Annotated in this window: 11 protein-coding genes; all 11 read left to right on the top strand. The window is 64.0% G+C overall.

Translation table 11 applies throughout. The annotated features are described in order from the left end of the window. Window position 1: 1 nt before the first annotated feature. The 11 genes from NKH13_RS12210 to NKH13_RS12160 all read left to right on the top strand — a co-directional run bounded on the left by NKH13_RS12210 (window position 2) and on the right by NKH13_RS12160 (window position 17378). Window positions 2–1030 (top strand): extracellular solute-binding protein, encoded by a 1029-nt coding sequence (locus NKH13_RS12210; protein ID WP_352713418.1) that lies wholly within the window; start codon window positions 2–4, stop codon window positions 1028–1030. Window positions 1031–1092: 62 nt separating this feature from the next. Continuing rightward, window positions 1093–2289 carry a serine hydrolase domain-containing protein gene (locus NKH13_RS12205; protein ID WP_352713417.1) on the top strand — a complete coding sequence of 399 codons (1197 nt, stop codon included), beginning with the start codon at window positions 1093–1095 and terminating at the stop codon, window positions 2287–2289. Between the two features lie 26 nt (window positions 2290–2315). Then, a complete protein-coding gene (locus tag NKH13_RS12200; RefSeq protein ID WP_352713415.1) occupies window positions 2316–3497 on the top strand; it encodes a serine hydrolase domain-containing protein in 1182 nt (393 codons plus the stop codon). Between the two features lie 120 nt (window positions 3498–3617). Further along, window positions 3618–5930 (top strand): Tex family protein, encoded by a 2313-nt coding sequence (locus tag NKH13_RS12195; protein WP_352912611.1) that lies wholly within the window; start codon window positions 3618–3620, stop codon window positions 5928–5930. Window positions 5931–6169: 239 nt separating this feature from the next. After that, complete coding sequence (locus NKH13_RS12190; RefSeq protein ID WP_352664437.1) at window positions 6170–7360, top strand: acyl-CoA dehydrogenase; 1191 nt, start codon at window positions 6170–6172, stop codon at window positions 7358–7360. A 380-nt stretch (window positions 7361–7740) separates the two neighbouring features. Further along, window positions 7741–11112: a transglutaminase family protein gene (locus tag NKH13_RS12185; RefSeq protein WP_352912610.1), complete on the top strand. Its 3372-nt coding sequence runs from the start codon at window positions 7741–7743 to the stop codon at window positions 11110–11112. Window positions 11113–11118: 6 nt separating this feature from the next. Next, window positions 11119–13530, top strand: coding sequence for a circularly permuted type 2 ATP-grasp protein (locus NKH13_RS12180; protein WP_352912609.1), 2412 nt, complete (start codon window positions 11119–11121; stop codon window positions 13528–13530). 7 nt (window positions 13531–13537) lie between these two features. Continuing rightward, on the top strand, window positions 13538–14422 hold the full coding sequence (locus NKH13_RS12175; protein WP_352448166.1) for a transglutaminase family protein: 885 nt from the start codon (window positions 13538–13540) through the stop codon (window positions 14420–14422). 118 nt (window positions 14423–14540) lie between these two features. Beyond that, window positions 14541–15659 carry a DNA topoisomerase IB gene (locus tag NKH13_RS12170; RefSeq protein ID WP_352713408.1) on the top strand — a complete coding sequence of 373 codons (1119 nt, stop codon included), beginning with the start codon at window positions 14541–14543 and terminating at the stop codon, window positions 15657–15659. An 85-nt stretch (window positions 15660–15744) separates the two neighbouring features. Next, window positions 15745–16119, top strand: a complete 375-nt coding sequence (locus tag NKH13_RS12165) for a YciI family protein (RefSeq protein ID WP_292663532.1) — start codon at window positions 15745–15747, stop codon at window positions 16117–16119. Next, the gene (locus NKH13_RS12160; protein WP_352713407.1) at window positions 16116–17378 is read left to right on the top strand and encodes an RNA polymerase sigma factor; all 1263 of its coding nucleotides are present in this window, start codon (window positions 16116–16118) and stop codon (window positions 17376–17378) included. Before NKH13_RS12165 ends, NKH13_RS12160 begins: the two co-directional genes overlap by 4 nt. The last annotated feature ends 181 nt before the right edge of the window (window positions 17379–17559 follow it).

Below are 17559 nucleotides of genomic sequence, written 5' to 3'. Positions count from 1 at the left end.
GATGTCTAGGAAACTGATGGCTGCCGTGTCGACGGCGGCGCTTTTATGGGCGGTGCCTGCGCTCGCTGACGGCGAGCTGCACATCTACAATTGGGGTGACTACACCAACCCCAAGCTGATCGAAAAATTCGAAAAACAATACAACGTCAAGGTGACGCTGGACGACTACGATTCGAATGAGACCATGCTGTCGAAGGTACGCGCCGGCAATTCCGGCTACGACATCGTCGTCCCTTCCGACTACACCGTGAAGATCATGATCGACGAGGGCCTGCTCGAAAAGACCGAGCCCAATGCGATGCCAAACGGCAAGAACCTCGACCCGCGCTTCGTCGACATCTACTGGGACAATGGCCGCCACTACACCGTGCCGTGGCAGTTCGGCACCACGACCTTCGAAGTCAACACCGACAAATACAAGGGGGACATCGACACGCTGGCGATCCTGTTCGACCCGCCGGACGAGTTGAAGGGCCAGATCAACATGCTCGACGATGTCAACACTGTGATGCATGCGGCCGAGCGCTACGCCGGCGTACCGCGTTGCGGCGCCGATAAGGCCAATCTGAAGAAGGTCAACGACATACTGATGGCCGCCAAGCCGTCATGGAAGACCTTCAGCTACGACACCATCACCAAGATCACCTCCGGCGACGTGATCGTTACCGAGGCTTGGAATGGCGCGACCTATCGTGCGCGCCAGAAAATCCCGGCGATCAAATATGCCTATCCCAAGGAAGGCATCGAAGGCTGGATGGACAATGTCGCCGTGTTGAAGGGCGCCAAGAATCTCGAAAATGCCAAGCTGTTCCAGGACTTTGTCATGGCTCCCGAAAACGCGGCGCTGATTTCGGAATTCGCCGGCTACGATAACGGCATCACCGGCAGCCACAAGTTCCTGCCGCCCGATTTCGCCAGCGCGCCGGAAATCAATCCGCCGGCCGGTGCACCGGCGGCGGAATTCGTACCGCCTTGCCCACCGGAAGTGGTCGAGATCTACAACAAGATCTGGACCAATTTGCGCAAGTAGCCTTGCTCTAGGATCAGACCGAAGGGAGGCTTCGGCCTCCCTTCCTTGTGCAAGGGGATTGGATGAATTCTTACCGCAACAGCGAACCGGCGCCGCCGATCATGCAGGGTTCGCCGCCGCAGATGGTTCCGCCGAAGCTCGACTGGGACCGGCCGCCATGGAATCGATGGGCGTTCCAGCATATCCGCGAAATTCTGCCGACCGTCGAAGTCTGGCGCGGCAATGGCCATCGCCACAGGCTGGAGCGCGCCGAGGTCAACCTCGACCCGCTGCCGGTGGACGACAGCATGGGGCAGCCGACGACGCTGGCCGGGCTGCTCGACGAGACCTATACCGATGGGTTTCTCGTGCTCAAGGACGGCAAGATCGTCTATGAGCGCTACTTCAACGGCATGACCGAGCGCACGCTGCATCTGTCGCAGTCGATGGCGAAGTCGGTCACCGCCTCGGTGTTCGGCATACTGGTCGGGCGCGGGCTGATCGATCCGGCTTCGCCGGTGACGACCTATCTGCCGGAGCTGGAAGCGACCGGCTGGGCAGGCGCCAGCGTGCAGCATGTGCTCGACATGACGAGCGGGGTGCGCTTTTCCGAGGAATACACCGATCCCTATTCGGACATCGGCCAGGTCGACGTCGCCACCGGCTGGAAGCCGGTGCCGCCGGGCAGCGATCCGGCCTTCCGCTGGCCGTCGCACATATTCGAATTGATCCTGGGCCTCAAGGAAAAGAGCCGGCCACACGGCGCTGCCTTCGAATACCGCTCGATCGAGACCGACGTGCTCGCCTTCATAATGGAACGCGTGAGCGGCAAACGGCTGGCGCAGCTGGTCTCGGAAGAGCTCTGGCAAAAACTCGGTGCGGATGAAAGCGCCTGCTTCACCGTCGACAGCGCCGGCTATGCAGTTGCCGATGGCGGCTTCAACGCCACGCTGCGCGACTATGGCCGCTTCGGCCAGCTGATCCTCGACAATGGCGGTGGCGTCGTGCCGGCCGACTGGATCGAGGCGACGCGCAATGGCAGGCATGGACCGGATTTCAGTCCCAGCCTGCCGGAAGGCAGCTACCGGAACCAGTTCTGGATCGAGGACCCGCGCTCGCGGGCGCTGATGTGCCGGGGCGTGTTCGGGCAGCTGATCCATATCGACTGGGACACGAAAATGGTCGTGGTGAAGCTTTCGAGCTATCCGAATTTTACCAACGTCGCCTATTCGGTGGCGACACTGAAAACCGTGCACGCCATCGCCGCGGCGCTCGCCTAGAACGCCAAAGACCGAAGGAAGCGCCAATGGCCGGCAAGACCGCGTTCGAAACCAGATATGGCTTTGCCCGCAAGGAGGTGCTGCTCGGCAATTGGCGGGAAAGCCCGTTCAGCCGGTGGTCGTTCCAGAATGTCGGTGAACTGGTGCCGAGCGCTGCCGTGGCGGCAAAGCCGGGCAGCAGCGAGGCGCCGGCGCAGGATTTCGGCGGGCTACTTGGTGAAAAGGTCGCTCTTGCAGGCGGCGCGCAGACCGTCGCAGCTTTTCTCAAGCGCTCCGATACCGACGCGCTGACGATCATTAAGGGCGGCAAATTCGTCGGCGACTGGTTCGCGCCGCATATGGAGTCCGGTGCACGCCACATCATCTTTTCGATTAGCAAGTCGCTGACCGCGATTGTCGCCGGCATATTGGAAGGGGAGGGGATTTTCGATCCGCAGGCTCCGGTGACCCATTATATCCCGGAAACCGCAGGCTCGGCCTATGGCGACGCGAGTGTGCGGCACGTGCTCGACATGAGTGTCAGCCTCGACTTCGAAGAGGCCTATCTCGATCCGGAAAGCGCCTTCGCCCGCTATCGCCGCGCCATGCTGTGGAATCCAGGCGGGGGCACCGAGAGCCTGGCCACTTTCCTCATGACGCTGCAGGGCCTGTCCGAGCCGCATGGCCGGACGTTCCGCTACCGTTCGCCCAATTCCGACCTGCTCGGCATCCTGCTCGAACGTGCGTCGGGCCGGCGCTTCGCCGATCTGATGCGCGAGAAATTATGGGAGCCGCTCGGCGCTGTCAGCGAAGCTTTGGTAACCGCGGACATGGAAGGCACGGCGCGTACGGCCGGCGGCATTTCGGTGACGCCGCGCGACCTCGCCCGGGTCGGCGAGATGATGCGGCAAGGCGGCATGGCCAATGGCTGCCGTATCGTGCCGGAGAGCTGGGTGCGCGACACGACCGAAACTGGCGGTGACGCCGAGGCTTGGCAACGCGGCACGATGGCGTTCCTGTTTCCGCGTGGCCGCTATCGCAACAAATGGTACCAGACGGGCGCGGCAAGCGGCGCCTTCTGCGGCATCGGCATCCACGGCCAGTGGCTTTACGTCAATCCGAAGGCCGAAATGGTAATCGCAAAGATGTCGTCGCAGCCGGTACCGGTCGACGATCCGCTCGATCTGGATATGATTTCTTTCTTCGAGGCGCTGAGCCGGATGGTCTGATCCGATCCAGACAGCCGCGCCTTTCCTGTGGACCTCTCGCCGGGTTGAAAATGGCGCAGTTGGCGCAGCAGTGCTCTGCGCCTATGGTCGCTGCTCTTTTCGACCAACGACAGGTACGACATGGCATCCGACATCAAGCGCATCGCAACCATCATAGCCGCCGAGATCGGCGCGCGGCCCGAACAGGCTGCGGCGGCGATCGGCTTGCTCGACGACGGCGCGACGGTGCCGTTCGTGGCGCGCTACCGCAAGGAGGTCACCGGCGGCCTCGACGACACGCAGCTGCGCGACCTTGCCGAGCGGCTCGCCTATCTGCGCGAGCTCGACGCGCGCCGCGACACCATCCTCGGTTCGATCCGCGAGCAGGGCAAGCTGACCGAAGAGCTCGAGGCAAAGATCGCTGCGGCCGCTACCAAGGCCGAACTCGAAGACATCTACCTGCCTTACAAGCCGAAGCGCCGGACCAAGGCCGAGATCGCACGCGAGCGCGGGCTGGGCCCGCTGGCGGAAGCCATTCTCGCCGACCGTACGGCCGTACCCGCCGAGCTGGCGCTGGCCTACATCAGCGAAGACGTCGTCGATACCAAGGCGGCGCTCGAGGGAGCGCGCGATATCCTGTCCGAACAGTTCGCCGAGAATGCCGACCTAGTCGGCAAGTTGCGGACCTATATGAAGGAACGCGCCTTCCTGCGCTCGCGCGTCGTCGATGGCAAGCAGGAGGCGGGCGCGAAATTTTCCGACTATTTCGACCATGTCGAGCGCTGGGCCAACGTGCCCAGCCATCGCGCGCTGGCCATGCTGCGCGGCCGCAACGAGGAGGTGCTGTCGCTCGAGATCGAGGTCGATGCGGACGATGTGTCACCGGTGAAACCGGTCGAGCGGATGATCGCCGATACCTACGCCATCGGCCGCCAGTTGCCGGGAGACCGCTGGCTGATGGAAGTAGCCGGCTGGACCTGGCGCATAAAGCTGTCGCTTCACCTGACGCTCGATCTGATGCGCGATCTGCGCGAGCGGGCCGAGGAGGAGGCAATCCACGTCTTCGCCCGCAATCTCAAGGATTTGCTGCTTGCCGCGCCTGCCGGCTCGCGGCCGACGATGGGGCTCGATCCGGGCATTCGCACCGGCGTCAAGGTCGCGGTGGTGGACGGCACCGGCAAGGTTCTGGCGACGACAACCGTCTATCCGTTTCCGCCGAAGAACGATGTCCGCGGCACGCAGGCCGAACTGGCCAAGCTCATCCGGCTGCACAACGTCGAGCTGATTTCGATCGGCAACGGCACTGGCAGCCGCGAGACCGAAAGGCTGGTGGCCGACATGCTGGGTGACATGCCTGCCGGGTCCGGACCGAAGCCGCTCAAGGTGATCGTCAGCGAGGCCGGCGCCTCGGTCTATTCCGCCTCGGCAACGGCGGCGGCGGAATTTCCCGGCCTCGACGTGTCGCTGCGCGGGGCGGTGTCGATCGCCCGGCGCCTGCAGGATCCGCTCGCCGAACTTGTCAAGATCGAGCCGAAATCGATAGGCGTCGGCCAGTACCAGCACGATGTCGATCAGTACCGCCTCGGCCGCTCGCTGGAAGCGGTGGTCGAGGATGCGGTCAATGCCGTCGGCGTCGATCTCAACACGGCGTCGGCGCCGCTTCTGGCGCGGGTTTCGGGTCTCGGCGCATCGCTGGCCGAGGCGATCGTTGCGCATCGCGACGCCTCCGGCCCGTTCGCCAGCCGCCGCGAACTGTTGAAGGTCTCCCGCCTTGGACCCCGCGCGTTCGAGCAATGCGCCGGCTTCCTGCGCATTCCGAACGGCAGCGAACCCCTCGACGCCTCGGCCGTGCATCCGGAAGCCTATGGCGTGGCCAAGAAGATCGTTGCGGCCTGCGGGCGCGACGTTCGCTCGCTGATGGGCGACAGCGCCGCACTCAAGGCGCTCGATCCGCGCGTCTTCGTCGACGAGCGCTTCGGCCTGCCGACGGTGCGCGACATCCTGGCGGAGCTGGAAAAGCCCGGCCGCGATCCGCGCCCCGGCTTCAAGACCGCGACCTTTGCCGACGGCGTCGACGATATCAAGGATCTGAAGCCCGGCATGCGGCTTGAAGGCACCGTCACCAATGTCGCGGCCTTCGGCGCCTTCGTCGATATTGGCGTGCACCAGGACGGATTGGTGCACGTCTCGCAACTGGCCGACCGTTTCATCAAGGACGCGCACGAGGTGGTCAAGGCCGGCGACGTGGTCAAGGTGCGTGTCGTCGACGTCGATTTCAAGCGCAAGCGCATTGGCCTGTCGATGCGCAAGGACGGTGACGGTGGCGCACCGAAGCCGCGCGACAATGGCAGCAGGCCGGTGCCGCGTGTGCCGGCGCCCCAACGCCAGCCGGAGCGGCCGGCGCAGCAGGGCGCTTTCGGCGCCGCTTTGGCCGATGCGTTGAAGCGGAAGTAATTTCGCGAGCCGGGCTGCGCCAGGTCAGACGGCGGCGCTCGATATTGATGATCCATCACCAATGCTCATGCATCGGCGAAGCTATTTCGTTTGATTTTTTCAGGACGGGAGCCGATAAGCCGCGCGTTTCAAGATTTCTGTTTCGATGCATGTCGTTATCTCCAAGCTGCCAAACACCGTCGGGTCAGGCCCGCGGGCAAGCTTTGGGCCACATGCATGAGTTTGGGAGACCGAGAGCCATGGCCGCCGATAAGAACGCATTCGTCTGGGATGATCCTTTCCTGATCGAGGACCAGCTTTCGGAGGACGAGCGCATGGTGCGCGATGGCGCCGCGGCGTTTGCCGCCGACAAGCTCGCTCCGAAGATCGAGGAAGCCTATCTCGAAGAGAAGACCGACGCCGGCATCTTCCGCGAGATGGGCGAGGCCGGTCTGCTCGGCATCACCATCCCCGAGGAATATGGCGGGCTCGGCGCCAACTACGTCACCTACGGGCTGGTCGCGCGCGAGGTCGAACGCGTCGATTCCGGCTATCGCTCGATGATGAGCGTGCAGTCGTCGCTGGTAATGTATCCGATCCATGCCTATGGCTCGGAAGAGCAGCGCAAAAAATACCTGCCGAAGCTGGCGTCGGGCGAATGGATCGGCTGCTTTGGCCTGACCGAGCCGGATGCCGGTTCCGACCCGGGCGGCATGAAGACGCGGGCCGAAAAGACTGCGAACGGCTACAGGATCTCCGGTTCGAAGATGTGGATTTCCAACGCGCCGATCGCCGACGTGTTCGTCGTCTGGGCAAAGTCGGCCGCGCATGACAACGAGATTCGCGGCTTTGTCCTGGAAAAGGGCATGAACGGGCTGTCGGCGCCGAAGATCGGCGGCAAGCTGTCGCTGCGAGCCTCGATCACCGGCGAAGTGGTAATGGAAGGCGTCGAGGTCGGCGAGGACGCGCTGCTGCCCAACGTCTCGGGCCTGAAAGGACCGTTCGGCTGCCTCAACCGGGCGCGCTACGGCATTTCGTGGGGAGCGATGGGCGCGGCTGAGGATTGCTGGCACCGCGCCCGCCAATATGGCCTCGACCGCAAGCAGTTCGGCAAGCCGCTGGCCGGCACGCAGCTTTTCCAGAAGAAGCTCGCCGACATGCAGACCGAGATCGCGCTGGGCTTGCAGGGCAGCCTGCGCGTCGGGCGGCTGATGGATGAAGGCAAGATGGCGCCGGAGATGATCTCGCTCGTCAAGCGCAACAATTGCGGCAAGGCGCTCGACATCGCCCGCCAGGCCCGCGACATGCATGGCGGCAATGGCATCCAGATCGGTTATCACGTCATGCGCCACGCCCAGAACCTGGAGACCGTCAACACCTACGAGGGCACGCATGATGTGCATGCGCTGATCCTCGGACGGGCGCAGACCGGGTTGCAGGCGTTCTTTTAGCATTGGCAGGTCTCCTCCGCTTCCAGGGCGCCACTGCTTGGCATCTCCCTTCGCAAAGCGGGAGATCGCAACTTTTGCCGCGGTGCCACATTTTGTTCTTGCTTTGTGCCGGCAGCTATGCTACTAATCTCACTATGGTGCTAATTAGCGCCAACGACCCGCCCACCGAGGCGGGTTTTTCTTTTCAGCTTCTTTTCGACCAAGCATCGCGCGTGCTGCCGATACCGCCACGCTGCGGAATCCCAGGGTCGGCGCTCCGTTTCGTGAAGCTGTGAAAGCTGCTTAATTTAGGTGCAGCGCAACATCTCTGCTTGGAGAATGGTCAGCATTCGTGTCAGGGTTCAGCGAACTCCTTTTGAAACGCCGACTTCAGGGGCACCATGGCAATTCTGGCAGCCGTCTATCACCTGACCCACTACAAATACGACCGGCCGGTCGTATTGGGCCCGCAAGTCATAAGGTTGCAGCCTGCGCCGCATTCCCGCACGAAAGTGCTCAGCCATTCGCTGAAGGTCGGGCCGGCAAATCACTTCGTCAATTTGCAGCAGGACCCCTACGGCAATTTCCTTGCCCGCTTCGTCTTCCCCGAACCGGTGACGGAACTGAAGATCGAGGTCGATCTCGTTGCCGACATGACGGTCTACAATCCGTTCGATTTCTTCGTCGAGCCCTCGGCCGAGACGTTTCCGTTCGAATACCCCGAAGAGATCAGGGACGATCTGACCATCTACCGAACGCCGGAACCGGCGGGGCCGCTGTTGGAGGCATTCCTGAAAACCCTCGACCGCAGCCCGACCAATACCGTCAATTTTGTCGTCGACCTCAATGCGCGGCTGCAGCGCGAGATCGCCTATATCGTGCGCATGGAAACCGGCGTCTTCTCGCCCGAGGAAACGCTGGCCGCGGGCAAGGGGTCGTGCCGCGATTCGAGCTGGCTCCTGGTGCAGATATTGAGGAACCTCGGCATCGCCGCGCGTTTCGTCTCCGGTTATCTGATCCAGCTCAAACCCGACCTCGTCGCGCTCGACGGGCCGCCTGGCACGGCGACCGATTTCACCGATCTTCATGCCTGGTGCGAGGTGTATCTGCCGGGCGCCGGCTGGATCGGCTTCGACCCGACCTCCGGCCTGCTCACCGGCGAAAGCCATGTGCCGCTCGCGGCAACGCCGCATTTCCGCAATGCCGCGCCGATCTCCGGCATGGCGAGCTTCGCCAATGTCGAATTCGGCTTCGACATGCGGGTCGATCGCATCGCCGAACATCCGCGCATCACCAAGCCGTTCTCCGACGAGAGCTGGCAGGCGCTCGATGCGCTCGGCAACCAAGTCGATGCCGCGCTCCAGGCCGGCGACGTGCGGCTGACCATGGGCGGCGAGCCGACATTCGTCTCGATCGACGATTTCGAGGCTGCCGAGTGGAACACCGCGGCCGTCGGGCCGACCAAGCGGGAAAAGGCCGATGCGCTGATCCGCCGGCTGCGCGAACGCTTCGCGCCGGGCGGCTTCCTACATTACGGGCAGGGCAAATGGTACCCCGGCGAAAGCCTGCCGCGCTGGACGTTCTCGCTCTACTGGCGCACCGATGGCGAGCCGGTGTGGAGCGACCCGTCGCTGATCGCGCATGAAAAGAGCGAGGCGGATGTCGGACCAAAGCAGGCCGAGAGCCTGCTGACCGCGATTGCCGACGAACTCGGCATCGACAAGATGATGGTCAGCGAAGCCTATGAGGATCCGGCCGAATGGCTGCTCAAGGAAGGCAAGCTGCCGGACAACGTCGATCCTTCCAATTCGAAGCTGGAGGACCCGGAGGAGCGCAGCCGCATGGCGCGGGTGTTCGAACGCGGGCTGACCAAGCCGTCGGGCTATGTGCTGCCGGTCCAGCGCTGGAACAGCCAGGCTTCCGGACCGCGCTGGCGCTCGGAGAAATGGAAGACGCGCCGCGGCAGGCTGTTCCTGGTGCCCGGCGATTCGCCGGTCGGCTACCGCCTGCCGCTCGGCACGCTGCCTTATGTGCCGCCGGCGCAGTTCCCCTATATCGTGCCGGTCGATCCATCGCTGCCGCGCGGACCATTGCCGGCGCGTGAGGCGATCTTGCCCGGTGCTGCTTCTTCGCCTGCTCCGGCCGAACTGGAAGGCGCCGACGAGATGGCGCGCCGCCAGCAGGCGGTATCCTTCACGGCCGTTACAGGCCAGCAAGACCGCGTCGAACAGGAGATCACCGAGATCGGCGGCGCCGTGCGCACGGCACTTTCGGTCGAGCCGCGCGACGGACGGCTTTGTGTGTTCATGCCGCCGGTCGAGGCGCTGGAGGATTATCTCGAACTGGTCGCGGCGGCGGAGAATGCGGCAAGGGCGATCGGACTGCCGGTGCACATCGAGGGCTACGGCCCGCCGCACGATCCGCGCCTCAATGTCATCCGTGTCGCACCCGATCCCGGCGTCATCGAGGTCAATATCCACCCCGCCGCGAATTGGCAGGATTGCGTGGCGACGACCACGGCGATCTACGAAGAGGCGCGGCAGACGCGGCTTGGCGCCGACAAGTTCATGATCGACGGCCGCCACACCGGCACCGGCGGCGGCAACCACGTCGTCGTCGGCGGTGCCACGCCCAATGATAGCCCGTTCCTGCGCCGCCCCGACCTGTTGAAAAGCCTGGTGCTGCAATGGCAGCGGCATCCGTCGCTGTCCTATCTGTTCTCCGGCCTGTTCATCGGCCCGACCAGCCAGGCGCCGCGCTTCGACGAGGCGCGCCATGATTCGCTCTTCGAACTCGAGATCGCGATGGCGCAGGTGCCGCATCCGGATAAGGGCGCGGTACCCCTGCCGTGGCTGGTCGACCGTCTGTTCCGCAACCTTCTGACCGACGTGACGGGCAATACGCATCGCTCGGAAATCTGCATCGACAAATTGTTTTCGCCGGACGGGCCGACCGGCCGGCTGGGGCTGGTCGAATTCCGCGGCTTCGAGATGCCGCCCAATGCGCGCATGAGCCTGGCGCAGCAATTGCTTGTCCGCGCCATCATTGCCCGGGCCTGGAAGAACCCGCTCGACGGCCGTTTCGTGCGGTGGGGCACCTCGCTGCACGACCGTTTCATGCTGCCGCATTATGTCTGGGCGGATTTTCTCGATGTGCTGGACGACCTCAAGCTGAACGGCTTTGCATTCCGTCCGGAATGGTTCGACGCGCAGCTCGAATTCCGCTTCCCGTTCTGCGGCGAGGTCCAGCATGCCGGTATCAAGCTGGAGCTCAGGCAGGCGCTGGAGCCGTGGCATGTGATGGGCGAGCAAGGCGCGATCGGCGGCACCGTGCGCTTTGTCGATTCCTCCGTCGAGCGGCTGCAGGTGAAGACCGAGGGACTCAACCCGGAGCGTCACGCCGTCGTCTGCAACGGCCGCCTGGTGCCGATGAAGGTGACCGACAACCGCGAGATCGCTGTGGCCGGCGTGCGCTTCAAGGCCTGGCAGCCGGCGTCGGGCCTACATCCGGCGCTACCGGTCAACACGCCGCTGGTCTTCGATATCTATGACCGCTGGTCGGGCCGCGCGGTCGGCGGCTGCGTATACCATGTGGCACACCCCGGCGGGCGCAGCTACGACACGTTCCCGGTCAACGGCAATGAAGCGGAGGCGCGGCGGCTCGCCCGCTTCGAGCCGCGTGGCCATACGCCGTCCAGCTATGTGCTGCGCAACGAAGAAGCCTCTGAAGATTTCCCGATGACCCTTGACCTTCGGCGGCCGCAAAGACTCTGATCAACAATGGCGAAGGGGAATCACAAAAGGCTGCGCAGCAAGCCGCAAACCCACAGTCTGCTGGAGCACTACCAGCCGATCGACGGCGTCGTCGACGAGATGGTCGATGCGTCGGGCAATCCGCGGCCGGCCTGGCGGCACTTCATCGAGGCACTGGAGGACCTGGGGCCGGAAAAACTTGCCCAGCGCTTTGCCCGCGCCGACCAGTACCTGCGCGATGCCGGCGTCTATTACCGCGTCTATGACAAGGCCGGCGCCAATGAGCGAGAATGGCCGCTGGCGCATGTGCCGCTGCTGATCGAGGAGCAGGAATGGGCTGACATCAGCGCCGGCCTGGTCCAGCGTGCCGATCTGTTCGAAGAGACCATCGCCGACATTTATGGACCGAACCGGCTGGTCGAGAAAGGCATTCTGCCGGCCGGATTGATCGCGGCCAGCCCCGAATATTTGCGGCCGGTCGTCGGAACCAGGCCGGCCAGCGGCCATTTCCTGCACTTCTGCGCCTTCGAGCTCGGCCGTGGCCCGGATGGCCGCTGGTGGGTGCTTGGCGACCGCACACAAGCGCCGTCGGGCGCCGGCTTTGCGCTGGAAAACCGCGTCGCCACCACAAGGGCGCTGTCCGACATTTACGGCGAGATGCATGTGCACCGCCTGGCCGGTTTCTTCCGCCGTTTCCGCGATGCGCTGATCGACATGGCCAAGCAAGCCGGCGGCCGTGTCGCCATCCTGACGCCGGGACCGCTGAACGAAACCTATTACGAACATGCCTACATCGCCCGTTATCTCGGCATCATGCTGCTCGAGGGCGAGGACCTGACCGTCTCCGGCGGCAGGCTGATGGTGCGCACGGTTTCGGGGCTGATGCCGGTCAGCGTCTTGTGGCGACGACTCGACGCCGCCTTCGCCGATCCGCTCGAACTGCGGCCGGACTCGCAGATCGGCACGCCGGGGCTGGTCGAAGCGGTCCGGCAAGGGGCGGTTTCGGCCGTCAATGCACTGGGCTCCGGCCTGATGGAGACCCGCGCGCTGCTCGCCTTCCTGCCGAAGATTTCGCGCGCCCTGCGCAATGAGGAGCTGCTGCTGCCGACCGTCGCGACATGGTGGTGTGGGCAGGAGACGGAGCGCGAGCATGTGCTCGCCAATATCGACCGCATGGTGATCGGCCCGGCATTGTCGACACGGCTTGCCTTCGAGGACGACGGCTCGACCAAGCTCGGGTCAGCGCTGTCGGTCGAGGAACGGGCCGCGCTCGTCGCCCGGATCGAACAGGACGGCGGCGACTTCGTCGGCCAGGAAGCGGTGACGCTATCGACCACCCCGGTCTATGTCGGCGGCTGGCTGGAGCCGCGGCCGGCAAGCCTGCGCGTCTATCTGGCGCGGACGCCGGAAGGCTGGACGGTGATGCCGGGCGGTTTTGCTCGTGTCGGCTTTTCGCTCGACCCGACGGCCATCGCCATGCAGCGCGGCGGCCAGGCGGCGGATGTGTGGGTGGTCAGCGACAGGCCGGTCGAGCGCGAGACGCTGCTGCCGCAGGAGCACGACAGCTTCACCCGAACCTTGCCGGGCAGCCTGCCCAGCCGCGCGGCTGAGAACCTGACATGGCTCGGCCGCTATATCGAGCGGTCGGAAGACACGGTGCGCATCCTGCGCGCCTACCATGTGCGGCTGGCCGAGACATCCGATCCCGAGATGCCGCTGCTCGCCGATATCAGGGACTATCTCGCGCCGTTCGGCATCGACGTCGAGACGGCAATCCCATTGGGGCTCATCGGCACCCTGGACAGCGCCGTCTACAGTGCCGGACAGATCCGCGACCGCTTCTCGCCCGATGGCTGGCTGGCATTGAAAGATCTGTCGAAGACCATCCATCAATTTGCCGCGACAGTGGCGCCGGGCGACGACGCGACAAGGGCAATGACGGTCATCCTGCGCAAGCTGGCCGGGTTTTCCGGCCTGCTGCACGAGAACATGTACCGCTTTGCCGGCTGGCGTTTCCTGGAAATCGGCCGCAGGCTCGAACGCGGCATCCAGATCGCCCGCACGCTCGCCCGGCTGACCAGAGCCCAGGCGCCGGAAGGCGCGCTCGACATGATGCTGGAGATCGGCGACAGCGTCATGACCCACCGTCGGCAATATCCGGTGCAGGCGGGACGGCGCACGGTGGTCGACCTTCTGGCGCTCGATCCGCTCAACCCGCGCTCAATCCTTTTTCAGCTCGAACGGCTGAAGGCCGAAATCGCGCTGCTGCCCGCTGTCGGCGCTGAAGGCCATATGTCGCCCGCGGCCAAGGAAATCCTGCAGCTCAACACGTCGATTGCCATCAAGGAGCCTTCGGACATGACTGCCAAGGCCCTCGGCGATCTCGCCAATGAAATCGGCGGGCTCTACAACAGCCTCTCCAAAGCCTATTTCGGGTAGAGACGGCATGCTCTACGACATCAGGCTTCACCTGCGTTACGACTATGATGCGGCGGCCGGCGGCGGCCGCCATCAGGTCCGCGTGCTGCCGCCGACCATCCCTGGCGTGCAGCGCGTCATCGCCGCTTCTCTGTCGTTTGTGCCGGCGCCCAGCGAACGCTCCGACTTTTCCGACTTTTTCGGCAACAGTGTCACCTCGATCGCCTTTCGTGACGCGCATGATGCGCTCGACATCAGGATGAGCGCGCGTGTTTCAGTGTCGCGGCCGGAGCCCGGGCTCGACGTATCGCCGGACATACGCCGGCTGAGGGAAGAACTCGGCGCAGTGCACTCGCTGGCGCCGGCTTCGCCGCATCACTTTCTGGCCGCCAGCGATCATGCCGGCATCGATGCGGCAATCACTGCCTATGCGAAAGGCAGTGCCGGCAGTTCGACAGTCGGCACGGCCATGGCTCTGTGCAACCGCATTCACCGCGATTTCACCTATGACGGCGAGGCGACCACCGTGCAGACGCGGGCCAGCGACGCCTTCGGCCTGAAGCGCGGCGTCTGCCAGGATTTTTCCCACATCATGATCGCCGGCCTGCGCGGCCTCGGCATCCCTGCAGGCTATGTCAGCGGGTTCCTGCGCACCATTCCGCCGCGCGGGAAGCCGCGGCTCGAAGGCGCCGACGCCATGCACGCCTGGGTCAAGGTGTGGTGCGGGCGCGATGCCGGCTGGCAGGAATTCGATCCGACCAATGGCATGCGGGCAAGCAACGACCATATCACGGTAGGCTATGGCCGCGACTACTCCGATGTGGCGCCGATCGTCGGCGTGCTGAAAACCACTGGTGGACAGGTCGGCGAGCAAGCGGTCGACGTCATTCCGGTCGTGCTCGAAAAGGCGTGAGAATGCACCTCTTCATTGCACGGCGGTGTCGATAGGCTGTCCTGGAACCAAGAGATCAAGAGGCGGTGGAACCCGCAGCCGGCAAGCGGCTTATCTACGGAAATTCCGTGGAGAGGACATGCTGGACAAATCCGGGTCGTCGTCTGGCCGATCGGCTGTGAGGAAAGCTGCACCAAAGAACGGGGTGCCGCAGAACGGAGCGCTGGAGAACGGCGCGCAAGCCTCGGCCGTTCGGGCCTCGCTCAACTATGTCACCGACACTGAACCCGGTATTCGCCGGCTGCGTTCGGGCAAGGGGTTCTCGTACAAAGGACCCGACGGGCCGATTGTCGACGGGGAGGCGCTGGCACGCATCAAGGCGCTTGCCATTCCACCGGCCTGGACGGATGTGTGGATCTCGCCGGATGCCGACGGTCACATCCAGGCGACCGGTCGGGACCAGCGCGGCCGCAAACAATACCGCTATCATCCGCAATGGGCAGAGGAGCGCGACGGGGTCAAATATTCGAGCCTCATCGCCTTCGCCGAAAGCCTGCCCGAATTGCGACGGAAGATCGACGCCGATCTGCGTCGTCACGGCCTGCCGCTGGAGCGCGTCGTGGCGGCCATCGTCTGGCTGCTCGACAACACAATGATCCGTGTCGGCAATGCCGCCTATGCCCGCGACAACAAGAGTTTTGGACTGACCACGCTGCGTGACCGCCATGTCGACATCAAGGGCTCGAGCCTGCGTTTCGCCTTCACCGGCAAATCCGGCAAGGAATGGAGATTGAAGCTTGTCGATCGCCGGATCGCCAAGATCGTGCGTGGAGCGCAGGACCTGCCGGGACAGAAGTTGTTCCAGTATCTCGACGAGGATGGAAACAGGCGTCCGGTGCGCTCAGACGACGTCAACCGCTATATCAGGGATAACGCCGGGGCGGAGTTCAGCTCCAAGCACTTCCGAACCTGGGGCGGCACCATTCATGCGGCGTCGCTGTTTGCGCAAACCGAACGTCCGGAAAGCCAGGCGCAGCAAAAGCGGGTGATGAACAATGTCATCGACAAGGTTGCCGAGCGGCTTGGCAACACACGCGCGGTTTGTCGCCAATGCTACATCCATCCGGAAGTCTTCCGCGCCTGGTCCGAAGGACGGCTGCTCGACGAAATGGCGGATGCCAACAAAGGGAAACGGTCGATCGCCGGGCTCGACGACGAGGAAGCCTTGGTCTTGAGATGGCTGAAGGCGAGGGAATGACGCCGGACCGGAGCGTATTTTTTTGTCGACGCCATGTCGGCATCGGTCCTAGTGTTTCGTCCTTTGATAAAGAAAAGGACGACCCATGCTCTACGCGATCCTCTGCTATGCCTCTGAAGATGTCGTTTGCTCCTGGAGCAAGGAGCAGGACGATGCCGTCATGGAAAAGCTTATCGGCGTGCAGGAAAAATATGCCCAGGCCGGCCGGCTTGGCCCGGTGGCGCGGCTCTTGCCGACGACCGCGGCGACGACGCTGAGGAAGGTCAAGGGCGAATCGATCGTCATCGACGGGCCGTTTGCCGAAACCAAGGAACAGTTCCTCGGCTTCTACACGCTCGAATGCGCCGACCTCGATGAGGCCGTCGACTTCGCGCGCGAGCTTTCCGAGGTCAACCCGAGCGGCGGCTCCTACGAAATCCGGCCGGTCTCGCTCTTCAATCCCGCCAAGGTTTCCGCATGACCGAACTCGCCTGGATCAGCACGGCAATCAGCACCGCTCGCCCGCAGGCGATGGGGGCATTGCTGCGCTACTTCCGCGACCTCGACGCGGCGGAGGAAGCATTCCAGGACGCCTGCCTGAGGGCACTGAACAACTGGCCGAAAAACGGTCCTCCGCGCGATCCGGCAGCCTGGCTGATCTTCGTCGGCCGCAACAGCGGCATCGATGCGGTGCGCAAGCGCGCCAAGCAGGCGCCGCTGCCGGAAGAGGATCAGATCTCCGATCTGGAAGATGCCGAGAGCGACGTCGCCGAGCGGCTGGACGGGGCGCATTACCGCGACGATATTTTGCGGCTGCTGTTTATCTGCTGCCATCCCGACCTGCCGGCGACACAGCAGATCGCGGTGGCGTTGCGCATCGTCTCCGGCCTGGCGGTCAAGCAGATCGCCCGCGCCTTCCTCGTCGGTGAAAGCGCCATGGAGCAACGTATCACGCGCGCCAAGGCGCGTATCGCCGACGCCGGGGTGCCGTTCGAGACGCCGGGAGCGGTCGAGCGCTCCGAACGGCTCGCCGCCGTCGCCGCCATGGTCTACTTGATCTTCAACGAAGGCTATTCCAGCAACAGCGGCGAGGCTTCGGCGCGTGCGCCGCTTTGCGAAGAGGCGATCCGGCTGGCCCGCCTGCTGCTCAGGCTATTCCAGACCGAGCCGGAGATCATGGGGCTGACCGCGCTGTTGCTGCTGCAGCATGCACGCTCGCCGGCTCGCTTCGACGAGAACGGCGAGATCGTGCTGCTCGAAGACCAGGACCGCAGCCTGTGGAGCCGCAAGATGATCGATGAAGGCCTGGCGCTGGTCGATAAGGCGTTGCGCCATCGCAAGCCCGGTCCCTACCAGGTGCAAGCGGCGATCGCCGCACTGCATGCGCGGGCGGAAAAGCCCGAGGATACGGACTGGAACGAGATCGACCTGCTCTACGGCCTGCTCGAGCAGATGCAGCCGTCGCCGGTGGTGACGCTCAACCGCGCCGTCGCGGTCTCCAAGGTGCGTGGACCGGAAGCCGCACTCGCCATGATCGAGCCGCTGGAGGGAAGGCTTTCCGGCTATTTCCATTTCTTCGGCCTCAAGGGCGGACTGCTGATGCAGCTTGGCCGCGGCGAGGAGGCACGCGTCGCTTTCGACCGCGCCATCGCGCTTGCCAATACGGCCGCAGAGGCAGCGCATATCCGCATGCATATCGACCGGCTGATGAAAGAAGGCGCTAAGCAAACGGCGCATTGATCCGACGCCTCCGCCTGGTTCAACGGTCTGACCTTTGCTTAGACCATGCCGGGGTGGCGATTTTTCCCTGAAACGCGTAATGCCACGCCATGACAGCGCCTGGTGTGCCGACCGGCAGGGAGCGGGTATGGCGCAAGGCTTGGACCGACGCCATATGAGCGACGGGATCTGGAAAGGGATG

It is taken from the genome of Mesorhizobium sp. M1348 (genome assembly GCF_040317925.1).
In the GTDB taxonomy this organism is placed as follows: domain Bacteria; phylum Pseudomonadota; class Alphaproteobacteria; order Rhizobiales; family Rhizobiaceae; genus Mesorhizobium.
This window is presented reverse-complemented; position numbering and strand designations above follow the sequence as displayed.

Excerpts from the sequence above, each read along its gene's own strand:
- NKH13_RS12180 (WP_352912609.1), top strand. The coding sequence starts at position 11,119 with ATGGCGAAGGGGAATCACAAAAGGCTGCGCAGCAAGCCGCAAACCCAC.
- NKH13_RS12175 (WP_352448166.1), top strand. The coding sequence starts at position 13,538 with ATGCTCTACGACATCAGGCTTCACCTGCGTTACGACTATGATGCGGCG.
- NKH13_RS12190 (WP_352664437.1), top strand. The coding sequence starts at position 6,170 with ATGGCCGCCGATAAGAACGCATTCGTCTGGGATGATCCTTTCCTGATC.
- NKH13_RS12185 (WP_352912610.1), top strand. The coding sequence starts at position 7,741 with ATGGCAATTCTGGCAGCCGTCTATCACCTGACCCACTACAAATACGAC.
- NKH13_RS12210 (WP_352713418.1), top strand. The coding sequence starts at position 2 with ATGTCTAGGAAACTGATGGCTGCCGTGTCGACGGCGGCGCTTTTATGG.
- NKH13_RS12165 (WP_292663532.1), top strand. The coding sequence starts at position 15,745 with ATGCTCTACGCGATCCTCTGCTATGCCTCTGAAGATGTCGTTTGCTCC.
- NKH13_RS12195 (WP_352912611.1), top strand. The coding sequence starts at position 3,618 with ATGGCATCCGACATCAAGCGCATCGCAACCATCATAGCCGCCGAGATC.
- NKH13_RS12205 (WP_352713417.1), top strand. The coding sequence starts at position 1,093 with ATGAATTCTTACCGCAACAGCGAACCGGCGCCGCCGATCATGCAGGGT.
- NKH13_RS12170 (WP_352713408.1), top strand. The coding sequence starts at position 14,541 with ATGCTGGACAAATCCGGGTCGTCGTCTGGCCGATCGGCTGTGAGGAAA.
- NKH13_RS12200 (WP_352713415.1), top strand. The coding sequence starts at position 2,316 with ATGGCCGGCAAGACCGCGTTCGAAACCAGATATGGCTTTGCCCGCAAG.
- NKH13_RS12160 (WP_352713407.1), top strand. The coding sequence starts at position 16,116 with ATGACCGAACTCGCCTGGATCAGCACGGCAATCAGCACCGCTCGCCCG.